This window comes from Acinetobacter sp. QJM3NY_42, assembly GCF_056173745.1.
Genome location: NZ_CM149689.1, coordinates 79,263 through 104,712, shown reverse-complemented (window position 1 = coordinate 104,712; position 25,450 = coordinate 79,263). Strand labels below are relative to the sequence as shown.

At 36.9% G+C, this 25,450-nt stretch carries 19 protein-coding genes and 2 pseudogenes; 6 read left to right on the top strand and 15 right to left on the bottom strand.

Annotated features, from left to right (window positions below; genetic code table 11):
• Positions 1 to 13: 13 nt before the first annotated feature.
• From AC0VYT_RS00475 to AC0VYT_RS00460, 4 genes are read left to right on the top strand one after another with little or no spacing between them, the layout of a single operon-like run.
• Positions 14 to 511: a transcriptional repressor gene (locus tag AC0VYT_RS00475; RefSeq protein ID WP_005017294.1), complete on the top strand. Its 498-nt coding sequence runs from the start codon at positions 14 to 16 to the stop codon at positions 509 to 511.
• Positions 484 to 1,278 (top strand): zinc ABC transporter ATP-binding protein ZnuC, encoded by a 795-nt coding sequence (znuC, locus tag AC0VYT_RS00470; RefSeq protein WP_005017297.1) that lies wholly within the window; start codon positions 484 to 486, stop codon positions 1,276 to 1,278. Before AC0VYT_RS00475 ends, znuC begins: the two co-directional genes overlap by 28 nt.
• A 3-nt stretch (positions 1,279 to 1,281) precedes the next feature.
• The gene (gene znuB / locus AC0VYT_RS00465; protein ID WP_005017298.1) at positions 1,282 to 2,085 is read left to right on the top strand and encodes a zinc ABC transporter permease subunit ZnuB; all 804 of its coding nucleotides are present in this window, start codon (positions 1,282 to 1,284) and stop codon (positions 2,083 to 2,085) included.
• 36 nt (positions 2,086 to 2,121) lie between these two features.
• Entirely contained in the window at positions 2,122 to 3,042 is a 921-nt protein-coding gene (locus AC0VYT_RS00460) for a Dyp-type peroxidase (protein WP_005017300.1), read from the top strand.
• Between the two features lie 170 nt (positions 3,043 to 3,212).
• Here AC0VYT_RS00460 and AC0VYT_RS00455 read toward each other — a convergent pair whose 3' ends face one another.
• The 12 genes and pseudogenes from AC0VYT_RS00455 to AC0VYT_RS00400 all read right to left on the bottom strand — a co-directional run bounded on the left by AC0VYT_RS00455 (position 3,213) and on the right by AC0VYT_RS00400 (position 19,089).
• The gene (locus tag AC0VYT_RS00455; protein ID WP_005017302.1) at positions 3,213 to 3,827 is read right to left on the bottom strand and encodes a hypothetical protein; all 615 of its coding nucleotides are present in this window, start codon (positions 3,825 to 3,827) and stop codon (positions 3,213 to 3,215) included.
• A gap of 252 nt (positions 3,828 to 4,079) precedes the next feature.
• Positions 4,080 to 4,765 (bottom strand): annotated as a pseudogene (locus tag AC0VYT_RS00450) (hypothetical protein).
• A 121-nt stretch (positions 4,766 to 4,886) separates the two neighbouring features.
• Complete coding sequence (locus tag AC0VYT_RS00445; RefSeq protein WP_034688900.1) at positions 4,887 to 5,558, bottom strand: hypothetical protein; 672 nt, start codon at positions 5,556 to 5,558, stop codon at positions 4,887 to 4,889.
• A gap of 223 nt (positions 5,559 to 5,781) precedes the next feature.
• Positions 5,782 to 6,711, bottom strand: coding sequence for a hypothetical protein (locus AC0VYT_RS00440; protein WP_005017314.1), 930 nt, complete (start codon positions 6,709 to 6,711; stop codon positions 5,782 to 5,784).
• A 91-nt stretch (positions 6,712 to 6,802) separates the two neighbouring features.
• Positions 6,803 to 7,303, bottom strand: a complete 501-nt coding sequence (locus AC0VYT_RS00435) for a hypothetical protein (protein ID WP_005017317.1) — start codon at positions 7,301 to 7,303, stop codon at positions 6,803 to 6,805.
• 90 nt (positions 7,304 to 7,393) lie between these two features.
• Positions 7,394 to 8,302 (bottom strand): hypothetical protein, encoded by a 909-nt coding sequence (locus AC0VYT_RS00430; protein ID WP_005017320.1) that lies wholly within the window; start codon positions 8,300 to 8,302, stop codon positions 7,394 to 7,396.
• A gap of 137 nt (positions 8,303 to 8,439) precedes the next feature.
• Positions 8,440 to 9,198 (bottom strand): hypothetical protein, encoded by a 759-nt coding sequence (locus tag AC0VYT_RS00425; RefSeq protein ID WP_005017322.1) that lies wholly within the window; start codon positions 9,196 to 9,198, stop codon positions 8,440 to 8,442.
• An 831-nt stretch (positions 9,199 to 10,029) separates the two neighbouring features.
• Positions 10,030 to 10,731 (bottom strand): hypothetical protein, encoded by a 702-nt coding sequence (locus AC0VYT_RS00420; protein ID WP_005017325.1) that lies wholly within the window; start codon positions 10,729 to 10,731, stop codon positions 10,030 to 10,032.
• Between the two features lie 12 nt (positions 10,732 to 10,743).
• Complete coding sequence (locus tag AC0VYT_RS00415; RefSeq protein WP_005017331.1) at positions 10,744 to 12,789, bottom strand: peptidoglycan DD-metalloendopeptidase family protein; 2,046 nt, start codon at positions 12,787 to 12,789, stop codon at positions 10,744 to 10,746.
• A gap of 10 nt (positions 12,790 to 12,799) precedes the next feature.
• Positions 12,800 to 16,117, bottom strand: coding sequence for a type VI secretion system Vgr family protein (locus AC0VYT_RS00410; protein ID WP_005017336.1), 3,318 nt, complete (start codon positions 16,115 to 16,117; stop codon positions 12,800 to 12,802).
• A 140-nt stretch (positions 16,118 to 16,257) separates the two neighbouring features.
• Entirely contained in the window at positions 16,258 to 17,952 is a 1,695-nt protein-coding gene (locus AC0VYT_RS00405; protein ID WP_005017337.1) for an NAD-dependent malic enzyme, read from the bottom strand.
• 849 nt (positions 17,953 to 18,801) lie between these two features.
• Complete coding sequence (locus AC0VYT_RS00400; RefSeq protein WP_005017339.1) at positions 18,802 to 19,089, bottom strand: DUF2798 domain-containing protein; 288 nt, start codon at positions 19,087 to 19,089, stop codon at positions 18,802 to 18,804.
• A 192-nt stretch (positions 19,090 to 19,281) separates the two neighbouring features.
• On the opposite strand from AC0VYT_RS00400, the gene argS reads away from it, so the two are divergent.
• Both argS and AC0VYT_RS00390 read left to right on the top strand, forming a co-directional pair.
• Positions 19,282 to 21,072, top strand: coding sequence for an arginine--tRNA ligase (argS, locus tag AC0VYT_RS00395; RefSeq protein ID WP_005017341.1), 1,791 nt, complete (start codon positions 19,282 to 19,284; stop codon positions 21,070 to 21,072).
• A 21-nt stretch (positions 21,073 to 21,093) separates the two neighbouring features.
• Complete coding sequence (locus AC0VYT_RS00390) at positions 21,094 to 21,717, top strand: SPOR domain-containing protein (RefSeq protein WP_005017344.1); 624 nt, start codon at positions 21,094 to 21,096, stop codon at positions 21,715 to 21,717.
• Positions 21,718 to 21,785: 68 nt separating this feature from the next.
• Here the strand turns inward: AC0VYT_RS00390 and AC0VYT_RS00385 are convergent, their stop codons facing one another.
• From AC0VYT_RS00385 to guaA, 3 genes and pseudogenes are all read right to left on the bottom strand, one after another.
• On the bottom strand, positions 21,786 to 22,439 hold the full coding sequence (locus tag AC0VYT_RS00385; protein WP_005404732.1) for a glutathione S-transferase: 654 nt from the start codon (positions 22,437 to 22,439) through the stop codon (positions 21,786 to 21,788).
• A gap of 99 nt (positions 22,440 to 22,538) precedes the next feature.
• A pseudogene (locus AC0VYT_RS00380) lies at positions 22,539 to 23,420 on the bottom strand (pirin family protein); the annotation flags it as partial.
• A 253-nt stretch (positions 23,421 to 23,673) separates the two neighbouring features.
• The gene (gene guaA, locus AC0VYT_RS00375) at positions 23,674 to 25,242 is read right to left on the bottom strand and encodes a glutamine-hydrolyzing GMP synthase (protein WP_005017353.1); all 1,569 of its coding nucleotides are present in this window, start codon (positions 25,240 to 25,242) and stop codon (positions 23,674 to 23,676) included.
• Positions 25,243 to 25,450: the final 208 nt, after the last annotated feature.

Here is a 25,450-nt window from a genome sequence, read left to right as displayed (position 1 = left end):
TCGAGGTTTTAGCATGAGCTCATGTTCACATGGACATCATGACACATTGCACGGCGTACATGACCATCATAACGTTGAAGCACGTCTTGCTGAAGCAGAAAGCTTATGTATTGCCTCGGGTGCACGTCTTACTCCTTTACGTAAACAGGTGCTGGAGCTGATTCTGAAAGCTTCCAGCCCGATGGGGGCCTATGACCTGCTGGCTAAAATGAAAAGTAATACTGACCGGCCGGCTGCTCCACCTACTGTTTACCGTACGCTAGAGTTTCTGCTGGAAAAAGGCCTTATTCACCGTTTGACTTCAATTAATGCCTATATTCCCTGTTGTCATCCAAGAGAAGGCCATCAGGCGGCTTTTCTGATCTGTACGCGCTGTCACATTGTTAAAGAGGCATCGGCACAAGGCTTGATGCAGCAGCTGGAGCAGCTGGCAGCTTCTGATCATTTTAATGCGCACCACAGTATTATCGAGATTTCAGGATTATGTCAGCAGTGCAACACCACGGCCTAAGCTCTCCCCTGCCCCTGGTTTCTCTTGAAGATATCAGTGTAAGGCTTGATGAGCTGGATATTCTTAAGCAGGTTAATTTTACGCTCCATGAGCGGGAGATTGTGACCCTGATCGGTCCAAACGGTGCTGGCAAGTCTACCCTGATTAAGATATTGCTAGGCATTATGCAGCCGAGCACTGGTCATGTCCGCACAGCTAAAACGCTAAAGATGTCGTATGTGCCACAAAAATTTAACCCATCACATAGCTTGCCATTGCGCGTCAAAGACCTGCTCGCTTTAGAAAACTGCTCCCAGCAGATCAAATCAGAAATCATCCGAGATACGGGTATCAGCAAGTTAGAGTTATCTAAAGTGCAACAACTTTCCGGAGGTGAACGGCAACGGGTATTACTGGCACGTGCATTACTGCGCCAGCCAGATATCCTGGTTCTGGATGAACCCATGCAAGGGCTTGACATTCAGTCTGAGGCCGAACTGTATGCCTATGTACGGAGCCTGCCGGAACGTTATGGCTGTGCCGTATTAATGGTTTCTCATGACTTGCAGTGGGTCATGCAAGGCACGCATCGTGTGGTTTGCCTCAACAAGCATATCTGTTGTAGTGGCCTGCCAGAGAATGTTCAGCAACATCCTGAATATCAGGCAATCTTTGGAACCCAACGTGTATTTTATCAGCATCATCATGACCGCTGTGCGCATGGCGACCATGCTGAACCCTGTCAGCATGATGCCCGCCCACATATCCACCCTGAACCGGAAGTTTAAGTAATGATGGAATGGCTACAACTTTTGCTTCCTGCCTGGATTATGGGTACCCTGCTGGTCTTTCTGACCGCTCCACTTGGCTGTCTGATGCTGTGGCGACGGATGTCATTTTTTGCCGACACCATGGCGCATGGCACTTTGCTTGGCGTTGCCGTTGCAGGTGCACTTAGCTTACCATTATGGATGGGTGTTACTTTACTGGCCTTATTACTGGTGGCAGTGTTATGGGTATTGCATGATCCGCGCTTGCCGAGTGATGCTTTACTGGCACTGTGTTCAGCGACCCTGCTCTGTTCTGGCCTGTTGTTTATCCAGCACTTGCCCAGTTTAAGGCCTGAACTGCTCAGTTATCTGTTCGGTGACCTGCTCACAATCAGCTGGAATGACTTACCTACATTTGCTGCGGTTATTCTGCTGGCACTCGCCGTGCTTTATAAATCATGGCAAGCCCAGATCCGTACTGCCATTGATCCGGATATTGCAGCCAGCGAAGGCATCCATAACCAATGGCAGCGCCTGATTTTCATGTTACTGCTGGCGCTGTTTACAGTTCTGGCATTGCGTGCCGTAGGTTCTTTACTAATGGGAGCATTACTGGTCATACCTGCGCTGACGGCCCGTCTGCTTGCACATTCGCCCAGACAGATGGTGATCTGGGCATTTGTGATGGCACAGATTGGAATAACGGTAGGACTATGGTCAAGTGCTGGTCTGGACATTTCGACCGGCTTAAGTATTGTACTTACTATGGCAATTTTATTTATCCTGATTTTTACTGTACAGAAGATCAGAACAAGTATTTCATAAGGCTTAAAGCCTGTATAAAATTTTGTGGGGTTTTTAATGACTGCTCAATCGGTAATCCTTCCCTTACCTTCTGACCATGCACGTTTTATCAGTTTACGTTTAAAAGATTTGTCAGTGGCTGAGCTTAAGGAGCAAATCGCGCTACTGCATAGTACACGAGACCGTTTGATTACTCAGCACCCTGCTGCACAGATTAAAGCGGCAGTCGCTTTCGGTCCAGAAATATGGCTCCAGCTTTATAAAGAAATGCCTCCTGGTTTTAAACAGCTTGCTCCTCAGCAGGGTACTTTTCAGATGCCGGTGGTACCTGCCGATGTATTCATTCATATTGCCAGCGCACGTGCTGACATCTGTTTTGCCTTGAGCCAGGCATTTTTTGAGGGAATCAAAGACAAGGTTGAGGTGCTGGATGAGCGGGTATGTTTTCGCTACTTTGATGGGCGTGATATTACCGGCTTTATTGACGGTACTGAAAACCCACAATTTAACGATGACCGTGCAGAGGTTGCGCTTCTGCCTGAAGACAGCGGTGTATTTGCAGATGGATCATTTATTTTTGCCCAGCGTTATGCACATGACTTGGAAAAATGGAAACGTTTAAAAGTAGATACTCAAGAGCAGATCATGGGCCGTACCAAACTTGAGTCTATTGAACTGGATGATGAGGTAAAACCTGAGAATGCGCATATAGCACGTACCGTGGTAGAAGATGAAAATGGTGAGGAAATGGAGATTCTTCGTCATAGTCTCCCATATGGTGATGGGAAAGGTGATCAGGGTCTTTTCTTTATTGCTTATACTAAAGACCTTAACATTATCGATCTCATGCTGAACCGTATGTTTGGAACCAGTGGTGATGGTATTCATGACCGTTTATTACATTTTGTTACTCCACTTGATGGGGCATATTACTTTGCGCCTAGCGCAGAATTACTTGAAGTGATATTAGAGAGTTAAAAAACTGAAGGGTATATTTTTAAAGCTCTAGAGTATTTTAGAGCTTTCTTACATTTTAATAAAATTAAATTAAAAATTATTAGTCTTAAATCTAAAGTTTTGGTTAATAACTTAACTTAAAAAATATAAAAGCTATTAGCCTTATATTTATATAAAAAAGGATAATTAAATCAGTTTACCTGCTTAAAGTAAACTTTTTCTCCTTCGGAACATACTCCATAAAAAACTCCATAAGATTCATCTTTTACAGAAGGATTATTTAAATAGCTATTGCATTCTAAAATCAAATCTCCAGCATTTTTCTTAAATACTATTTTTTGCTTTTGATAATATGGAGCACCTGTATAATTATCAGCTAAATAATAGATTCCTAACTTAAAATTCTTTGATTCAGCCTGTTTAGTTGCATATCCATTCTTTATAAAATCAATCCCACCCAAGGCCAAGTTAATTTTATCAATATTTAAACTCAACTCATTATTATTATTTTTATCTACTTTAGCTTCTGCCCATCCAACTTGGACATCTTCACTATAAATATTTTTATAATATAAGGTAAAATTACCATTATTATCTTTTATATAAAACTCATCACGTGCAGGATCAAGTCTTTTAAAAAGATAATTATTCACTTTTTTTGTGGGTATAAGATGCTTACACTTCCCTGAATTTTTACAGATTTGATATGAAAAATAAAGTTTTGTATTACTTGACTTAGGCTGACCTGCCTCAGTTGTAACTGCATACATTAAACTAATTAAAAATAAAAAAAAGACTCTAATCATTATTGCATAATCTCTATATATATTTTTTTAAACAATACATTACTTTAATTAAAGTCTAAAAAATTCTTCATTTTAAATTTTATGAGAATCAAAAATATAAAAAATAGATAGCTTTAAAAGTTTCTATAATTAATACTTTTTACACTAAAATTCGACTAGTAGAAATATAATATTAATTTATTTTAATATAAGCACTTTTAGTATTAAAGTATCTATATCTTTAAGTAAAATTTTTATCTATCATAAATATTATTAATTTTCTCTATACTTATTCCTTACATCCAACAAACCCTTACTATATATTTCTTTATTTTCAGTACATGATGCTTGTAAATCCATATCTAGATAAGTATAACGATGTAATAGCTTTTCTTCATTATTAAGCACTCCCCAAATATTAAAATGTGAACCTTCTTTTGTAAAATATTCAGTTATAATGTTAGGGATTCCATTCCCTATCATATCAATCCTTCTAACTTTATTATTTTTATATAGAATCTAATCCTTATTTAATTCAAAGCCATAGCCTCAAACTAAATCCTTACTTCTTTTATTAATATTATAAAAATAGTTAGGCTCATCTGTAACAATAGTTAATTTTGAAACACAATCAGAATCATCATTTTTCAATACTGGTGCCACGACATCATATTTAATTTTTTTATTATCTTTATAAATAATTACAATATCTTTATTAAGAGGTTTTTCACTTATAATACCTCCTTCACCAGGATCTAATAATAAATAAATTTTATTATCTAGTTTTTCCTTAATATCCTTACTAATCTTCAATTTCTCTACTGTAGGTAGACTTTCTTGTGACTTCTCTTCTATTTTTCGCGGTTTAATAGGTTTAGTATGAGTAGTATCACTCAAATATTTAGTATCACAAGCACTTAGGCCAATAAGCACATACCTATTAATATTTTATAAATCACTTTTACTACCTGTGTATGGTTAATGATATATATCTTTATTATTATATTAAATTATTAAAACTTTATCCTGAAATTAAAAATACCACCTAAATTTACATAATTATAAAAATATTCATGTTATTTATAATTCTGGAATTTCTTTAAAATAAATTTTTTCCTTATCAGAACAAACACTATAGAACATACCTGAATAATTATTCTTCGGATCTAGGTCTTGCATATAGTTTTTACAATCAAGTAAAAGCTGCTTATTTTTCTTTATGAAAGTTAATTTTTGATATTGTCTAAAAGAATAGCCATCATAGAAGTCATTAATTTTATACATATCTCTTCTATAGTTTTTCGAGGGAACATAATTAGAGTTATCACCATTGCCTATAATATTATAGTTTCCTAAAGTTTGAAATATATTATTAGTTTCTATAATAAGATTATTTTCATTATTTGCAACTATTTTCATTTGTGCCCATCCCATTTCAACACCTTCTGAAAATATATTTTTATAGATAATGTAATATTTATTATCTTTTATTTTTATATAAAATTCATCTACAGGAGGCTTATAAGCAAACAATGCATAACTATTTTGATATTTTATGTAATTAAATTCACTACAAACATTTTTTAAAGTGCATTTCTTATATGAATAATAAACTGTATTAGCTGTATTAGCTGTATTAGCTGTATTAGCTGTATTAGCTGTATTAGCTGTATTAGCTGTATTAGCTGTATTAGCTGTATTGAAACATCCAGAAACTAACAAAACTAGTATTAATAATAAAGTATTTTTCATTAGGTTATCTCTATATGCATCGCACCTTCTCCAGGCTCATCGCCAGAAATGAAGCCACTAATGATACCACTGTTAAGCTTAGCAATATTTTTTAGTTATATATTAAATATTTTTATATTTAACAATACAACTAATTAATTATTCTATATAAAATAATATTATAAGAAAAACTTTATATTTAAAAACAAGATATCAACTAAAGATATCCTGTTTTATTAAAAAATTAATTTAAGATTAATTTATTACCATTAAAATATACATTCTGACTACTATCTATTTTAAATGATTTAACTTCACCTAATGCCTTAGTTTTAAATAGACCATCTAAAAAATAGGATAAATATATATTTTCTTGCTCACTATCACCCTCACTATATTTTAAAACATATAAAATCTTACTACCAGCAGAAGCATTAATATAGGTTGTATCAAATCCTCTTTCATTTACAAGAAATCGAAGTTCACTATTTTTATCATTATTTGATATTTCTTTTAACCTATCATTTGTGAGTGTATTTTCTTTACACTTCACTCCATTACACATAAATTTTTTCTTTTCAAATGTAATGGGAAAATTGCTATTTTTATATTTTATATTTTTTTGTTTCTGTACTTTTTTAAAAAAATCTTTATCATTTGGATTGAATGTATAACATTCATTCTCAACATTTATATTATTATCTTGATACGAAAATGTTGTACCTGATAGACAAATTTGATTATTATTTTGACTAAATTTAATACGAGGAGGCTCATTTATGATCTCTTCTAATCTATTATTAACAAAATAACCAACAGATTGTCCTAATGGATATACTCTTTTCGTTGTTGGATCTAATACGACAAAGTATTTAACTTTTCTAGGTGCACCTTTTCCAGTATCTCTTTCTTTATCAATTACTAAAGCAACTTTATTTTGGGCAAAGTTTGCTTTTTTTCTCAATGAATTATTATAAAGCTTTAAATAATTATCTGAACAAAAATCAATAAAACTATGGTCAAAGTTACACTTTAAAACTTTATCTTTTGTAACAAAATCATTAGAAACGTTCTTCTTATCACTTTCAAAATTTTGATTATTTTCTTTAGAAAATCCACAATTTGATACTAACAAACCAATAGAAAATATTATTACTGTTTCCAAAAATTTCACTTCAAACTTCCTATTAGTTTAAACCAATTACTATCAATTTTTTATTTTTTAAATAATACACCCCAACTTAGAGGAGGTATATCACATATTTTTATTTTAAATTTTTCTTTAATAATTTTTCATACTCATCTTTATAACTAATTATCCCGGAGCTATCAATTGAGTAATAATAACCTATTTTTTCTATTTCTAGTTTTGGCTTAATTTTAATCAAATAAAATTCTGATTTAGCCTCTTCATCTGTATCTACATATTTTTCAGCTATAGAGTAAACTATATCATTACCTTTAGATATAAATCTAAAATTATCTACATTAAGATCTTTTATTTTACCATCTGACAAAAACCTCCCTTCAACTGGGAGTTCTTTTAAAATTTTCGTTGATTTATAAGAATAATCTTTTATATCACTTATTTTTTTGCATTCTTTTTCAGATTTATTTTCTCTACATTCTGAATAAAAATTTGATGATATAGGATATTTAATTACTCTAATATTTTTCTCTATTTTATTGATTTCTTTGGCGACTGACGGACTACTTGATATTACTAAACCAATAGAAAATATCATTACTTTTTTCAAAAATTTCATTTCAAATTCCTTATTATTTTAAACCCATTACCATTAATTTTTTATTTTAAAAGATATATCCCAACTTGGATAGGGTATATTACACTATTCTTATTTTAAATTTTTCTTTAATAGCTTTTCATTCTCATTTTTATAACTAATCACTCCAGAGCTATCAATTGAGTAATAATCACCTATTTTCACTACCACCAGCTCAGGTTTTATTTTTATCAGATAAAATTCAGAACTAGATTCTTCATCTGTATCAATATACTTTTCGGCAATAGAATAAAAACTATCTTTAATTTTAGGAAGGAACCTAAATGTATCTGCATTTAATGATTTTACTTTTGAGTCGTTTAATAAAACCACCAAATCAGGAGATATTTTTTGTAATTCAGATAACGTATAAGGTCTATTATTATATTTTTCAATTTGTTCACATTTTTTCACTGGATTTTTCTCAGTACACTTAGAGTAAAAATCGGAAGAAATTGGTAAGTTAAGTTTCTTTATCTCATTATTGGAACTGAAGTTATCATATTTTTTTGTTTCTTTTCCCAACTCATCTCTTGATTTAAAATTAAAAACCCCATTATTATATACATAGCACGTTTTTACTGCCCTATAAGAATTCTGATATTGGTTAAAGTTACCATTTAAACAAAATAAATTATTATTTGATGAAAATTCTACAGGCTTAATATTTGACATCACACTCAATGAAGCTGGAAATGTAAAAACCTTAAGACTTTCTAAATCGATAACAGCAAAATATAAATAGTTTTTTTCTTTAAAACTCATTAAAAACTTATTTTTATCAAAATTTGATACTTTATTTTTTAAAATATTATTATAATCTTTTAATCTTTCTTTGGTACAAAAATCTACTTCATCAAAATCAATTGAACAGCTTTTGATATCGATTTTATTTATATTCTTTGCTATAGATGTATTACTTAAATATCCTAAAATTGATAAAATTATTAGTAAAGTTGAGCTAACAGATACGTTTTTCATTTTTAAATAGATCCTTTATACATGAGGTTTTTTTTAAAACTAAACCTTCAAACCCAACTTCTTTTGATATTATAAAATAACATTCCAGCAACTTTTCAGATTCAAGCTTTTAAAATATTATCTATATATAAAATAAATTACTTAACAAATCTACCCTCTTCATTTAATCTTAGCTTGTGATTTTGGCCAGATTCTTTATAAAAAACTTCATAGTTTTGGTTAATTAAAATATTTTTAGAAACATCCAATGTAATACTCTTAACTAAGCCAAACTTATTAACCGTCATAAGATTTATTTCTGGGCTTTCATTTTCACTTATAGAAGGCGAAGCAATTAATAACACACCATTATTTGTTTCTGGAAAAATAACTGAATCACCATAACTTGGATTAATAAAATTATAAACCTTAATAAGATTAGTACTATTAATTAAATTTATTTGACTACAACTATTTTTTTCTTCTAATAAAATACAGTTAATATGATTATTAGAATTATAAGGAAGTGGTGTTATATAAAAACCATCATTATTTTTCAAATTTTTCGGTCTTTCAATATTTTTCTTTGAGTGACTTAAATTACCTAATCTGCTTTTATATTCTTGATTATAACAAGATTCACGAGCCAAAGCAGGACCTTCACCTAAACCATAATTTAAATAACCTTCACACTTATTAGAAATTTCTTTCTCCCATTTTTTAACATCTTTTTCTCTATTATTCCCTTTATTAATCAATTCATTTTCTAGAAAGTCATTATTTTTTAAAAAACAGTTTAGATTTTGATTTATATTATCAGATTGACACTTGTTTTCTGAAGCATTTGTATACGAAGATATTAAACCACTTAGACTTACTAAATATAAAATATATATCTTTTTTGATAAAAAAATCATATTAAATTCCTTTAAAAATCAAATATAAATATTATATTCGAACTTATTCAGATTTTTATTTAAAAATTTAGCCACTACTTAGGATAACCTTTGGTATCTCAGCTTAAGAATAAATTATATAATAATCTTGAGCATTCTCTTTAGATAATTCACAAATTAGTACTATCAAACCAATAGAAAATTTTATTTAAAATTTTCTATTGACTCATATTAATCATTTATAGATTTTTATTCTATTAAAAATATACACCCTAATTTTGATAAGGTATACTAATCTAATTTTAAGTTAATCTTATTTTAAATTTTTCCTTAATAATTTTCCTTTCTTATCCTTATAGACTCTATGCTATCAATTGAATAATAACCACCTATTTTTCTATTTCTATTTTTTACTTAAGGTTATCAGGTAAAATTCTGATTTAACCTCTTAATTTATATATATTTCTTAGCTATAGAATATACCACATTATTATTCTTCGATATAAATCTAGAATTTTCTAAATTAGGATATTTCACCTTGCTATTATCCACCCTGAACAGGAAATTCTTCTAAAATTTTCATTTTTGATAAGAATAGTCTTGTATATTACTTATTTTTCTGTATTTTTTTCAGATTTTTCTACGTGCTCAATAAAAATTTGAGAATATAGTTTGTTTAATCACCCTAATATTTTTTTATTTTGTAAATATATTTTGCTATAGCTGTATTATTTGAGTATCCTAAAATTTATACAAGTATAATTAAGTTAGTAGATAAATTTTCATTATTACTAACTTTATTGCAATTTATGAATACAGAGCCTAGCTGTTAAATAATCTCTAAAGGTTAAATTATTTAATTTGCTTTTCAGCTGCCAAAACACCTGTAGTTTCGCAACCTAAAGTTGATGAAATACATTTTAGATTAACGTTCACAGTAATCTTAAATGGTGAAATTTTTTCATCTTTATAAGTTTTAATATTTGCAAGATACGTATACTGTCCTTTCTTAGCATCATATGTTACCTGATCACCCATGAGAAGATCTGTTTTCTCATTACCCTCATCACTATTAGAGAGTATTACTGGTATTTCAGTAAAATTATTATTTTTTATATTATATAAATAAGTTGTGACCTGAAATTTTTTAAAAGGAACTCTAACATAATCAATAGTACTAATTTCTTTTATTCTAAAAGCAACAATATCTTTATCATGATATAGCAAAGTAAAATCAACATTAGACTTCAAAGGGGTTGTTGTTTCAAATACATTATATACATATTTTCCATTTAAAACTTGAACCCCATATTTTTTTAATGTGTAGTTAATATTTTTCTTTGTTTTATTAATATTACCAAAATCAGTTAATTTTATTTTAAAATTGGGGCTAATAACAGAATATTTATTATACGTATCTATATATTCTACAGGCGATTTTATTTGGGTAGAATCTTGTAAATAATCACTCCATGAAGGATTTTCTTTTGCATAACAAACATTAAAAGAAACTCCACAAGCGATTATCATTGCAAAAGTGTTCATAAATTTCATAAAAACCTCAAATCAATACGGTAAATTCGCATTTATAAATGGTATAGGGTCAATCCTTCCATCCAGTCCAACGCCTAATAAAGGAGCACTCCTAGCTTCAAAATGAAGATGAGCACCATTGGAAATTGCCGTCATCTTATTCGCATTGCCAGTTGAACCTGTCTTTCCAATTTCCTCTCCAGTATCCACTGAATCTTCTTTAGCCACATTAATATCTGACAAATGAGCGTAAAAAAAGTAGACATATTGATTTTTTGTAAGTTTACTTTGAGCATATTTTTTTTGTTTTTCCGCTAAATCATTTATATCAACCCTTAAAACAATAACTTTACCATACGCACCACCAGAGTCCTTAGCAAAAACAATCACCCCTCCACATACGGCATATATTTTTGTACCAGGATTAGCCTGTAAGTCAACGCCCTGATGATTCTTGGTTCCATTATTTCTCACTTTACCAAATGTAGCTCCTTTCGCATTTGCTAATCCTGCTGTTCTTAATTTACATTGTAGTAAAGGATCATGCCATCCTTCATCCCCTCCAACAGTTTTCTCATCACTTTGAACTTGAGGCTTATTACTACTCTCACTCTTTGGTACTGATTGTTGAGCATTAGTAGTTTGTGAATTTACTTTTTGCTCTTTAGGAATAGGTGCTGGTATTGACTGTCCTTTTAATAGCTTAATAGTTTCTTCCATGCTTAGATTTATGCCCGAAGTTTTACTCTTATCGACGACATACTGATAAATATTGATGTGCCCATCAATATAATTTCTTAGCCACGCTCCATAAGCCGCTTTCGCATCTCCTTTATACCTTTTTAAGAATTCTTCAGCCTGTTTAGCACCATTTTTACCAAATTGAATAAACAATAGTTTCTTAGCCCGTTCGGGGCTTAGAGTATTTAAGACGAAATTCTTTCCTCCTGAAGCTCCCTCATGGTGCAATAAATAAGCAAATTTTGCCATTGAACTCGGCTCAGTTAAATTCTGATAAGGAAGACCAGAAGTTTTAAAATTACTAACAGCATAAGCAGCGGCAGCATCAATGGCCATTTCTGCATTGAACCTCAAATTTAATTTTTGTTCTTTAGTTAATTTGGGATTATTTTTCACATATTGCCCAACTAAAGAACTCCTGTCATTGCACATAGCGAGCCATGTTTCATCTAAGAACTGAGTCAATCCAGCAGCGGAACTAGAATTTGCTTTACTATTAACATTCCACTCCCCCGTTTTTTTTATTTTTGCCGCTTCAGCATCAATAACAGCTGCCAATGAATGTGGGGTAAAACCATGTCGCTTAGCAGCACTCACAATATAAGCTCTATATTTATTATTAACTGGCTTTAATAAAAAATTATCTTCTGTAAATTGTGCAGCAATTATATGTGTACTATTACCGGCATCAGTTCGTTTCTGCTCCTGTCTTTCTTCAGGCAATTGATTTTTTTCTTTAGATGATGTTCTTTGCGGCTGATGAGGATTTTTTGTACTCGATAGACTTTCAATCACTGAAGAGACTCCATCGACTATCGGCTTACCTACTCTTTTCAAATTATTTTTAATTTCAGATACAGTCTCGTTAAGTAACCCATCTTTTACATAATGTGACCCTTCAACTTTAATTTTTCTTGAAGTTAATTTTAAGACTTTTCGACCCAAGGGTAGCATTTTATGGTCAGCAATTAAATCAAAGTTGCCATTTATATTTTTGAAGAATACTTTTAATCCCTTAGAATGGTCTTCTATTCCTATATCATCAAATATACCATTAGTTGTACTTTTTATAATTTTCTTACCATCAAAATCCAATTGAATTGTAGCTTTTGAGATTGGTTTAAAAGAAAGATCCATTAAGACTATTTTTAATTGGGTTTCAAATTTATGGCTAATACCAGAGTCTTCTTTTAAATGAATTTTTTGTCCTACTTTTAAGCTATGAATCATTCTGCCTGATAATGAGTTAATTCTCGCAAGCTCTTTTACTGTAATATGATGTTTTTTTGAGATTCCCCAAAGAGTATCACCAGATTTAACTATATAAACTTTTGACATATAGAATTACCTATTGTTCTAAATCTTTTTTTTCAGCTTGTAAACCATGTTCACCAATTTCAAATTCATCGTCATTTTCTTCTTCGTATTTATCCTCATCGTCAAAGATACTTGACCATTCATCAAAACCAATCAATGCTTCGTATCGTTTTGATTCTTCTTGCACTGATAAGTTGCTTTTCCCTATTGAATCTGTTATCCCTTCCCAAATAATTTCTTTCTTATCTGGTTCATACATCTGTATTTTTGCATTTCCTATCCCCGTACCTGCTAAACTTGAAAATAAGAAATCAACAGCATATAGCCCTATTTTTGGTAATTCAGGTACCTCATATGAAACTTTAGCTCCACCAGTAAATAAATGCTGCCCAGCCTTACTCTCAAACTTACCGCCTGTGGTTGAAAACACACCGTTGGCATTGATCTTCAGCTGAGAGCCACCTGCTGTCAGGACAATCTCTTTAGGACTGGTGATTTCAATCTTTTCCTCAGTAGAAATCAGTTTAATGACCTTCTTGGCAATCGCCTCAATCGCATCGTCTTGTGCTTGTAGCTCGAGCTTCCCTTTTGCTGCATAAGCGCGGAGCCCATTTTGTGCAGCAAACAGGCTGATTTTGTCCTGTGCATGTCCAATAATATTCTTCTGCGCACTCAGGTTAATTGAACCACTGGCACTCTCGGCAATATCCTGAGAGGCCTGCAAAACAATATTTTCAGGTGTCGTTAAAGCAATACCATTTGGTGAAGCTAATAACATCAATGCCTGTCTAAAAATTTTGCCCTGCTCTTGCTGTTTAGTGTCGGGACTACTTTCTAAACCTTGGGTATAGCCTTCCATAAAGCCTTGTAACGAACTCAATGCTTTAGAAGGAGTGATTTGCAGCTTGCTACCTTTACTAAAGGTTCCACATACGCTCATTAGGTCAAAGTCTTTCATATCTACATTTGCCAAGACTTTTCCCACTTCTTTAATACTTTCAAATGGGTTCTGCTGAATCTGGTCTTTAATACTGGCAAGCTTGCCTTTTACAATATCAGCACCATGCTCCTCAACATTTTCAATAAACTCTTTTAAGTTCTCCACTGCATCTTTAGCATCAGTAAAAAATGTATTGAATTCATCTATAACCCCTTTCACATCACCGCCTAAAGAACCTATTTCTTCAATAAACCCGCCACAATCTTTTAGTGCATGGATTGGATCATTGCTCATGCTTTCTTTAAATAAGTTCAGTGTGCTGTTTAACGCCTGCCCTGTAGTTTTTAGTTCAAGTGACTGGATAAGTTTTGGTAAGCGGTTAATCACATTTAATGCATCAGTCTGCTGTTTGGTAGCAATTTCGCTTAGCATCTTCATGCTTTCATAGCCTTCCGACAGTAAAGACTGGGCTTGTGTAGCTTCCAGATGGTCAGCTATGGCTTGTTCCTGTGGATAGGTACTGATTAGCATTCCTTTACCAGCACGTAATGCTCCCCAAGCATCGGTTCTAAGTTCAAAACCTTCACCTCGGCTATTGCTAACCGCTTTGTCTTTAGGATGACTAAGATTTCCCAAATTCAATTGTGTCGCTGCATGGCTACTTTGTAGCTGGGTACTAATCTGACCGGTGGTATCGTCAAATCGTAGTTGGTTAAAACCACTACCATTAACTTCCTGACTACGAATACCACTAAGTTTTTTGGTATCAGGTAGTTGCCCCTTAATATCGAAACGGGTCGGATAACGCTCTGCCTCATGAATACGCCCTATAATAAATGGGCGATCTACATTGCCGTCAAAAAAATCGATCACCACCAATTCACCAACACGAGGTAAAAAGCGGGCCCCATATCCCTCTCCCGCCCATGGTGTGAGTACATCTACCCAGGCTGAGTCAGTATCATTATTATTACTGCCGGCTCCTCCATCATGGCTATGGTCATCTACCCTAGTAAACAGAAACCGGACTTTAATACGGCCCCACTGGTCTACATGAATACTTTCGCCTTCTGGCCCGACGACACGAGCACGTTGTGGATAGGCAGGTGGACGATGGACCAGCGGCTGGTATTCAGGAACAACTTTTACCTGACGGCGTATCAGGACCAGTTCATTGGCCTGTCGCTCATCGTTTGAAGATAACCAGTCTTTAATACTGATCAAGCGGTCAATCTGGCTTTGTATATCTTTAGGTAAATTGTTCTGGTTATAAAAGGTTTTTTCATAAATCAGGAACTGTTTGTCAGCTCCAGTATGCTGGTCAATTTCAGGATGCCCATTTAACTCAAACCAGTAACCGACCTGTGCATCCCGTACACTACTGCTTGCCTTAAAATATTTAGCCTGACTATCTTGGTACTGGTTAAAGATAGAATTCAGCTTCTCTACCTGTGCTGAACCTGAAACGGTTGACTGGTCTGCACCATTCAGGTCACCAATCCAGGCTGGACTGGTTGACCAGGCCTGTTCAAGACTCAGACTTTCATTGGCATATTGTTCGCTGTGCTGATGTGTACTTAGTACCGAACCGTTCCCTTCATCCTGACTTAAACTATCTGCCTGCCAGCGTTGTACATGGGCAGCCGTTGACTGAAGATTACGGTAGGCCGTCAGATTGGTGATACTGTCAAAACGCTCAGTCGCATGACTACGATGAAAATTTATCAGGCCACGTTTAAGCGCTGTATAATGCACGTTGTCATCAATCAAACGTAATTTCTGTGGCTGAATTTCCTGTAACTGGTGTGCAACCAGATAGCTTTGCTCATCGACCAGCCAGTTAATGCCCTCGCTACGCCACAAACGGGTTATAAACTCATAATCAGTCTCGTTAGCCTGCATTACAAAAGGACGTACATCATAGTTTTGGGACAGACCACTTAAATCCAGACTCAAACTAGCTGTAAATAATGGACTTTTGGCTTGCCATTCCTTGAATAGAATTTCACTGATTTCAGGTACACTCTTATTCATAAACACCCGACTGTTACGACGTTTATGCCAGAGAACAGTGCCATCTTCCAAGACAAGTTTATAAACGCTGAGCGCTCCATCACTTTGACCTTGACTGGCTTGGGTAATGATGCCCGAATTGCGGCTGAGTTGCCCGGTATCAGTCACTTGGTCAACTGCTACCTGACAACCAATAAATTGCTTTAACGGAAGATGTGCATTAGTTGAGAGGCAAATTAATTCTATTTTTAAACCATGATTGATACGATGCTGCCCATCAATACGTTGCAGAAAGACCTGCTGGTTAAGTTCAGGAAGAGAAAACTGGACATGCAGGGCCCGTTTTAATGCGCCTAACCCCATCTGCTCAAAAAGAGAATAAATATTCTTCAGCATGGTTGCCTTCTTTTTAATTATTGATGTTATAAATTGGGCGCATTTTAATGCAAGATTGCCGTAATCGTCCAGCTTTGGGGTTAAAGTCTTTTTTATTGAATAATAAAAAAGGAGCCGAAGCTCCTTGAATTTACTTAAAGTTAAAAAGGAATTCGTTTATAGCGACGATATTCCGGTTTCCAGAAGTTCTCTTCAATACACTTCTGTAAGAGCTCATCATTAATGAGAGGAGCAACTTCAGCTTCCATAGCTGCTTTCGCAACTTTAAAAGCAATAATTTTAGAGACCTTTTGAATCTCATCAATACTCGGCAATAAGTCTGCCTCTGGATCAATTAACATAGGTGAACAATCTGCCAGGGCATTACTCGAAGCCATAAGCATGCTATCTGTAATCCGGGTGGCGCCACAGGCAATTACACCTAAACCGATACCTGGAAAAATATATGAGTTATTACACTGGGAAATCTCATAAATTTTGCCATGATAGTTGACCGGTGCAAACGGGCTACCGGTTGCAATTAAAGCTTTCCCCTCCGTCCACTGGATAATATCAGCGGGTACAGCCTCAACCTGAGAAGTCGGATTAGAAAGTGGCATTACAATTGGACGCTCACAATGCGCATGCATAGTTTTAATAATTTCTTCAGTAAATAGCCCGGGCTGCCCAGATACTCCAATCAATACACTTGGCTGAGCATTCCTGACCACATCCAGCAGAGAGATAACTTCACCCATATCAGCCCAGTCGGCAATGACATCTGCACGCTGAGCCAGTTTACGCTGGAAATCCCGCAGGTTTGGCTGGTTTTCAGTAATCAGGCCAAAACGGTCGACCATATAAACACGTGCTCGTGCTTCGGTATCAGTTAAACCTTCCGCAACCATTTGTGCCACAATCTGCTCAGCAATACCGCAACCGGCTGAGCCTGCACCCAGGAATGCCACAACTTGATCCTTAAGCTGTTTGCCGGCAGCACGGCTGGCTGCTATCAGGCTTCCTACCGATACTGCTGCAGTTCCTTGAATATCGTCATTAAAACAGCAGATTTTGTTGCGATAAGTCTGCAATATTGGCATTGCATTATTCTGAGCAAAATCTTCAAACTGAATTAAGGCTTTTGGCCAGCGACGTTTAATGGCATTAATCACCTGATCAATAAAGGCATAATACTCATCACCAGTAATACGTGGCTGTCGCCATCCCATATAAATCGGGTCATTTAAGAGTTGCTGGTTATTGGTACCCACATCAATGGTAATAGGCAAGGTATAAGCCGGGCTGATTCCGCCACATGCGGTATATAAAGAGAGCTTGCCAATAGGAATCCCCATTCCGCCAATACCCTGGTCTCCTAAGCCCAAAATACGTTCGCCATCTGTAATAACGATAACTTTTACATTCTTTTTGCTGACATTCTGCAAGATGTCATCAATATGTTCACGGTCCGGATAAGAAATAAAAATTCCCCGGTGTCGACGATATATGTCAGAAAAACGCTGACAGGCCTCACCCACTGTCGGTGTATAAATTATCGGCATCATCTCACTTAGATGATTCTCGATCAGGTGGTAAAACAAGGTTTCATTGGTGTCTTGGATATTTCGTAAATAAATATGCTTATTGATTGCATCATTAAAAGAAGAGTACTGTTGATAAGAGCGCTGGCTCTGTTCTTCGATACTTTCAATAATATGCGGAATTAAACCGTGCAGATTAAATGTACTGCGTTCTTCTTCGGTAAAGGCAGAACCTTTGTTTAATAGCGGGAGTTCTAATAGGGTGTAGCCAGCATACGGAATATATAATGGATGCTTGCTTTGCTCTGTGGTCATTTATCTCATACCTATAGACTTGGTCCAGATTGACTAAAATGTAAGGATCTGTCCAGTCTTCAACTTTCATTCACTTGATTTAACCCTTAGCTTAAGCGCTTTTTATATAAAATGGGTATTTCGAACAGTGATACTGATATGGAGAGTATTTACATAGAGAATAAGAAAGTTGTCAAAGACTGGATCTGGTTTTATATTGTCCTGAACAGGATTCTGATGAAATTTTATTTTGTTATACTTCTGTGCTATTTAACTCTCTGAAAATAATAATGACTAATAATAAAGCTCTACTTTTTGATTTTATTGTTGATTAGTATTTTTCTGGCTGCAGATGGCAACTATTGAGCCATTTTAAAAATAAGGGAAGATTTAAGCTCTGTTTTAAACATAAAAAAAGAATGATTAAATTTTAGCCCAAAGGCATAGTAGATATTCATAAAATCACTCTCAGTCTATTGGGACAGCTCAGTGACACATTCTGAAGAATCCAGCAGGTTTATATAAAAAAGAGAAAGTTTACATTCTTCAAAATAAACCTGAGCAAAATTATATTTTATCTTTTGAATTCAATGGTCAGATAGCTTATCAAAAGCTGGCTTTCTATTTGTAGGAGCAGCAGTGAATAAGTCTAGACTAATAAACTAGAGATTAGACAGATCCGGCTCTTCTCTTACCCGACAATAAAAACTGCCAATCCCTTTGCGCTTTATCATCTTCCAGAAGCGGAATATGTTCAAACAAAAGTCCAAAATAATAAAAATTAATAAAGTCTACTATTCCCGCAACCTTTATACCTTTCATCTTAACCACGCTGAACTGCTAGAAAAACCACTGACCGCACGGAATTAATTAACGCTGAGGTGGAGATGGCGGGGTCATATCAACTAACAGGCCGGCTATACGGCGTACCAGTGGCAACAGGATCAGTACCGCTGGAAATGCAGCCAGCCAAGATAACATCCAGGCACTAAACCAGAGATGAAAGAAATTTTCGACCCAACCTAAACTGCGTAAAAGATTAATCATGGAAATTATTCCACTCATCAGGCAGGATAAAATAAGAGGTATTATCCAGGCAGCGCATGCTGCCGGTAACTTCGGGATACTGCCGATAATGGTCGCACGCGTTTGGTTCATGGTATAACTCTAGGTTTTTAATATAAATTTATAAAATATTTTCCAGATTTCTTGAGGAAAATAAGCAGCATTATAGCATTTCCTGTAATGAAACGGCCAAAGCGCTTTTAATCCCTGTAAATGCACTCCCCCAAGCTGCTGGAAATTTGTTATATTTGCTCTCTTTCCGCGATACTTATTTTTCGACTGATTATGAATACGGCAATACAAGCAGCTCTTGATCATGCAGTACAATCCCTTCAGAACCAAAGGGTACTCCCCACTGAGTGGACCAACAGCAGTAGCCTGACCCGAACCAAAGACCGCAGTCATGGCGATTTCGCATCTAATATTGCCATGATCGGGGCAAAAGCTGCTGGTATGAAGCCGCGTGATCTGGCTGAAAAAATTCTGGCGAACCTGCCTGAAGTGGCTGACATTAGCAAAGCTGAAATTGCTGGTCCGGGCTTTATCAATTTCTTTTTAAATGCTGACCAGCGCTTTGCGGTACTCGACCAGATTCAGGCTCAAAAAGACCAATATGGTCGCACGCAGGTTAATGCTGCGAAAAAAATTCAGGTTGAGTTTGTCTCTGCCAATCCGACATCTAGCCTGCATGTAGGTCATGGCCGTGGTGCTGCTTACGGCATGACCGTCGCTACTTTGCTTGAGGCGACAGGTGCAAAGGTTGATCGTGAATATTATGTCAATGATGCTGGCCGTCAAATGGATATTCTGGCGACCTCTACTTACCTGCGTTATCTTGAACTGTTAGGACAAGATTTAGTTTTTCCTAAAAATGCCTACCAAGGTGACTATGTCAAGGAAATCGCACAGGGCATTATCGACCTGAAAGGTAAAACTTATGTACACCTAGTCGCTGATGTCTATAAAGATGTTCCGGAAGATGTTCAATATGCTGCTGAGCCAGACAGTGAAGGTAATAAAGTCGTTCTCTCTGGTGATAAAGAAAAGCATATTGATGGCCTGATTTTTAATGCCCAGCACTTACTGGGTGAAGGTTATCGAGTGTTTCACCAGGCAGCGCTTAAAGCCATTCTAGATGATATTAAAGATGATCTGGGCGAGTTCGGTGTAACGTTTAATGAATGGTTTAGTGAAGCTTCGCTCACTGAAAAAATTGATGAAGCCCTACAAACCTTGGGTCAACGCGGCTTTTTATATGAAAAAGATGGCAACATCTGGTTTAAATCAACCGAATTTGGTGATGAAAAAGACCGTGTAGTAAAACGCCGTAATGGCCAGACCACTTATTTTGCCTCGGATATTGCCTATCATCTGAATAAACTGCAACGCGGTTATACCGACCTGATTGATATCTGGGGTTCAGATCACCATGGTTATATCTCGCGGGTAAAAGCTGCAATTGAGGCAATGGGCTATGACTCAAAGAAACTGACTGTTTTACTGGTACAGTTTGTGAGTTTATGGCGTAGTGGTGAAATGGTTCAGATGTCTTCGCGTTCCGGACAGTTTGTAACCTTGCGTGACCTGCGTAAAGAAGTTGGCAATGACGCAGCACGTTTTTATTATGTAATGCGTAAATCTGAACAGCATATTGACTTTGACCTTGACCTTGCAGTCTCGCAAAGTAAAGATAATGCCGTATATTATATCCAGTATGCGCATGCACGTATCTGCCGTATGCTAGAAAAAGCCGCGAGTAATGGTATTGTTTTGAATGTCTCTACAGCACGTAGCCATGCACCGCGCCTGGAACTTGATGCAGAAACCGAACTGCTGGCCAAGCTGGCGGCTTACCCGGATATTGTGATTCGTGCAGCCAATGTTTATGAGCCGCATCAGGTCGGTAACTACCTGAAAGAATTGGCAGCGCTTTTCCACGGTTGGTATAATGAACATAAAGTACTTGGTGATGATGCTGAACTGACTCAGGCCCGTCTACTACTTTCTGTAAATGTTCAGCAAGTACTTCGTAATGGCCTGGAACTGCTCGGTGTGTCTGCACCGACTACCATGTAAAATAACAAGAGAGGTTTCCACGTGTTTGGAAAAACGCAACGCGGTGTATCTGAACGGTCAACTAAGCCAAAGCAGCCCCTGATTCCGAAATGGTTGGGGACGCTGGTCGCTATATTGGCTGTACTCTGCCTGGCAGTTATATTGATGCTCTGGAAACCGTGGGAACCGGTTAAACCGAAAAACCAGATTACCTCCGAGCACTACCAGGAAGAAACCAACAAGGATTACCGTTTCTATGACTTGCTGCCACAACAGCAGGTTACACCAATTCCTGAACAGGCTATTCCTGAGACCACTAAAGATACTGCACCTGTAGTAATCGTAGAAGCACCTGAACCAGTACAACCTGCCACGCCGGCAGATGCAGTACCAGCAGATGGTAGCCTGGATGTGACTGAAGCGCCTGTACCACGTCAGCCATCGTTTATTTTACAGGTACGCAGTTTTCCAGATCCTGACAGTGCTGATGCACGCCGTGCCGAAATTATCTTGAATGGTCTTTCTGCTGATGTCATCAAAACCACTGAAAATGGCCAAACCTGGTATCGGGTCATTTCTGGGCCGTATGACTCACAGGAAGCTGCTGTCATTGCACAGCAGACTTTACAACATAGTGGTATTGATTCAATTGTGGTAAAACGTTAGACCTGAAAAAATAGAAAAGGATGCGGTCGCATCCTTTTTTATTTATAGCTGATAAATAATAAATACAGTTATACTTGAGCCTGTTCCGGGTCCCGTGCCTTAGCCTGCTGATAAGCGGGACGCACATGAATTCGGGCTAAATATTTCTGTATATTGGGATAATGTCCTTGTAGGCGTGTTGCCATAGCTTCAAGCGGAAAACTCATCTGGATATCAGCAAAACTGAATTGACCCGCGACATACTCATGCTGGCCCAGATACTGCTCCAGAAAAGCAATATGATCTTTTAAGCGTGGCTGAACAAATCCGGCCCGGATACCATCCGTAATCTTATTGGCAAGCGGACGAATCAGAAAAGGGACCCGCTCTCCTACTTTTGAAATCACCAGTTGAAACACCAGTAAAGGCATCAGTGAACCTTCGGCATAATGCATCCAGTAAATATAATCACGCAGAGAAGCAGGATCGGTTGGCTTAAAATGTGATTCTTGATCATACTGGCTTTGCAGGTATTCCAGGATTGCACCGGACTCAGCCAGTACATGACCGTCATCTGTTAAGATAGGGGCTTTACCCAATGGATGAATGGCTTTTAAACTATCTGGGCCGGTATAATCTGGCTGACGGCGATAAAATTCAATCTGATAATCTAGACCTAACTCTTCTAGAGCCCAAAGAATACGGAACGAACGGGATTGTTCCAGATGATGTAGAGTTAGCATGGTTTTATTCCTGAGTTTATTGTGTTTATAAAAATTAAATTATCAAAACAACAGCAGCTAGCCTATTATTTTATATACTATCACCAGTCATTAGGGGACTTATTTGGCAGGACGCATTTGTCCGGGAACAGGAGGCGCTTCAAGTCGCGGTCCAGCATGACCCTCAACGTTTCCAAAACGGTGATCATGTTTCTCCCATTGCTCACGCGCCTGTCTTATTTCTTCAGAAGTTCGTGCAACCAGATTCCACCACAGGACTATTGGCGTTTCAAATGGTGCGCCGCCTATCAATAAAAGACGGGCATCTTTATTTAATTCAAGTTCAATCTCTTCCAGACCAGGGGGCAATACCAGCATATTTTGTTTATGTAATTCATGGCCGTTCACTTGTGCATTGCCTTCTAGAACAAGAAAACCATATTCAAATTGTGGATTTAAAGTAAAAACCTGCCGACTATCTTCTCTAGCTTTTAAATCAACACCGAGCAACGGACTATAAACCTGTACCGGAGAAGACTGTTCTAGAAATTCACCGACCAGTACAGTACATTGTAGCTGATCCTTTTCGACAACTGGCAACTGAGGATAATGTTCAAATTTAGGTAACATGTTGCGCTGCTCATCAGGTAAGGCAATCCAGAGCTGAGCAGCATGCATCCTGGTTTCTGACTCAGGAGAAACTTCGGTATGGGTAATTCCATATCCTGCTGTCATCAGATTGACTTGTCCCGGCTTAATGAGCTGTTCAGAGCCGATACTATCCCGGTGCATTACCGTTCCTTCAATCATCCAGGTAAAAGTTTGCAGTCCGATATGAGGATGCGGTCCCACCTTCATGCCCTGCCCCGGTTTAAATATGGCTGGTCCCGCATGATCCAGGAAACACCATGCACCAATCATACGTTTATAACGGCTGGGCAGGGCCCGCTGAATTACAGTGCCCTGTCCAATTTCAGCGGTACGGGTAGCTATTTCCTGTAATTGAGTTGCATGCGGCAGTATATGCTCTGCCGGCTCTATAGTTCCGGTCCCTGATTGATTCATCTTGATACTCTTATCATGTTTTATATGAAATCTGCTTGATCTGATTCGGTTATAACGTAAATTTTCCGCATAAAAAAGGACGCTTTCGCGTCCTTTTTAATAAGGGATATTTTAAGCCAGCTAACTAGAGCATTTTAAAACTGATTTATAGAAATCCCTAATAAAATGCTTCACCCTGCAAATAGCCTGTTTATTCCCATTCAATCGTAGCAGGTGGTTTAGATGACACATCATATACCACACGTGATACATCTTTAATTTCATTCATGATACGGGTAGATATACGGTCTACCAGATCATAAGGTAAATGAGCGAAACGTGCTGTCATAAAGTCAACTGTCTCCACAGCACGCAGTGCAATCACCCATGCATAACGACGGCCATCCCCCACTACACCCACAGATTTGACAGGCTGAAATACAGCAAATGCTTGCGCGGTCTTGTCATACCAGCCACTGGCACGTAATTCCTGCATGAAAATATCATCAGCAAGACGCAGAATATCAGCATATTCCTTTTTCACTTCACCCAGAATACGCACACCAAGGCCCGGGCCCGGGAATGGATGACGATAGATCATGCTATGTGGCAAGCCTAAGGTCGTACCCAGTTTACGTACTTCATCCTTAAACAGGTCACGTAACGGTTCAACTAGTTCAAAAGCCAGATCATCTGGTAAACCGCCTACATTATGATGCGATTTAATCACATGGGCCTTGCCCTGTTTGCTGGCAGCAGATTCAATCACATCTGGATAAATCGTACCTTGTGCCAGGAATTTTACACCGTCGAGCTTACGAGCTTCTTCAGCAAAAACTTCAATAAACTCGCGGCCGATAATTTTACGTTTTTTCTCTGGATCAACTTCGCCTGCCAATGCGCCAAGGAAGCGCTCTTCAGCAGCAGCACGGATTACACGGATTCCCATATTCTGCGCAAACATCTGCATAACCTGATCGCCTTCATTCAGACGTAAAAGGCCATTGTCGACAAATACGCAAGTTAGCTGGTCTCCAATCGCTTTATGCAACAATGCTGCTACAACAGATGAATCTACGCCACCTGAAAGTCCCAGCAATACTTTTTCATTACCAATCTGTTCACGTAACTGTTCTACACGTAAATCAATAATATGTTCTGGAGTCCATAGGCCACGACAGCCACAGATCTGATGTACAAAATTGGAAAGTAACTCTGCACCTTTAGAGGTATGTGTTACTTCTGGATGAAACTGGATGCCATAGAAGCGGCGTTCTTCATCAGAAACCATAGCAATTGGACAGCTTGGCGTACTGGCAGTCACACTAAAACCGGCTGGTAGCTGACTCACTTTGTCACCATGACTCATCCAGACATGCAGCTGGTTTTCACGGTCTTGTAGCTGTCCGATCAGACCATCGCGAATCAGGATATCTACTTCGGCATAACCGAATTCATGCACCACACCAGGCTCTACCTTGCCACCCAGCTGTTCGCACATGGTTTGTAGACCATAGCAGATTCCCAGTACCGGCACCCCTAGCTCAAAAACCAGTTGTGGTGCACGCGGACTACCTTCTACGTGGACACTTTCAGGACCACCAGACAGAATAATTCCGTTCGGGTTAAAAGCACGAATGTCTTCTTCAGACATGTCATAAGCATACATTTCAGAATATACGCCTGCTTCACGAACACGGCGTGCAATGAGCTGGCTATATTGAGAACCGAAATCCAGAATCAGAATACGGTCTTCAGTAATTTGGGTATTGGTAGTCATGACAAACAACTATGAAAGGCAATCGAAGTAAGCGCGCTATTCTAGCATTTTTTGATGTATTAAGCACATTATACAGACATATCAATTTTTTAAAATTTTTTGATGATGGGCTTTTTTCATAGCGGAAAAAACAGAAAATAGTCCTTAATCTGTTTTTCAAGGATTGATAATGAATGACTCTTCTCTTTCCTCAAGAGTTTATTGATAT